This window comes from Streptomyces sparsus (genome assembly GCF_054776295.1).
Genome location: NZ_BAAHCA010001327.1, coordinates 1 through 1,015 on the forward strand (window position 1 = coordinate 1; position 1,015 = coordinate 1,015).

Annotated in this window: 1 protein-coding gene; it reads left to right on the plus strand. The window is 75.0% G+C overall.

From position 1 onward, the window contains the following. The first annotated feature begins 99 nt into the window (after positions 1-99). The gene (locus ACYVE9_RS28215) at positions 100-990 is read left to right on the plus strand and encodes a M15 family metallopeptidase (protein WP_461030723.1); all 891 of its coding nucleotides are present in this window, start codon (positions 100-102) and stop codon (positions 988-990) included. Positions 991-1,015 lie beyond the last annotated feature (25 nt).

The following is a 1,015-nucleotide window of genomic DNA, read 5'->3' on the forward strand; positions in this document are numbered from 1 at the left end:
GGGAGCGGCTGGGCCGGCCGGTGCTGGTTCCTGGGCCGGGTGGGTGACCGGGCGGGCGGGGCCGGTGAGGCGGGCGGGCGACGCTGGTAGGTCGGGGGCATGACCGCTGTCCGTGCTGCCGCCTTCCTGCTGCTGCCCGCGCTGTTCCTGGCGGGGCCGGAGAGCCGTTCCGAGCCGGCACGCGGGGCGCCGGCGGAGTTCGTCTCACTGGAGCAGGTGGCACCGTCGGTGCGTACGGACATCCGGTACGCCACCGCGCACAACTTCACGGGTGCGCCGGTGGACGGTTACCGGGAGCCGCGCTGCCTGCTGACGCGGGACACCGCCGAGGCGCTGCGGCGGGCGCAGTCGGTGGTGCTGGCCCGTGGCCACACGCTCAAGGTGTACGACTGCTACCGGCCGCAGCGGGCGGTGGACCGGTTCGTGGCGTGGGCTTCGGATCCGGCGGACCGGCGGACCAAGGCGGAGTTCTATCCGCGGGTCGACAAGAGCCGCCTGATCGCCGACGGGTATCTCGCCGAACGGTCCGGGCACAGTCGTGGTTCGACGGTGGACGTGACGCTGGTGCGGCTCGGTCCCGGGGGCACACCGCCCGGCCACCCGCTTCTGCCGTCCGCGCGAACACCGGGGCCGCCGCCTCCGGCGCCGGGCGATGGCGTCGCGCGTGGTGCGGCGGTGCCGTGCCACGCGCCGCAGGCGCACCGCAGGCCGGACTCCTCGGTGGACATGGGCACCGCCTACGACTGCTTCGATCCCCTCTCGCACACGCTGAGTCCGCAGGTCGGCGCGGCACAGCGGGCGAACCGGCTGCTGCTGAAGGGGGTGTTGGAGGCGGTGGGCCTGGTGAACCTCCCGCAGGAGTGGTGGCACTACACGCTGCGGAGGGAGCCGTTCCCCGACACGTACTTCGACTTTCCCGTCGCCCGATCCTCCCTGGTCGCCGACCGGGGGCCGCAGGCCGGCGAGAGCGGGGCGGCCCGGGCCCGGTGAGGGCGCCCCCCGCCGCGGTCAGGCG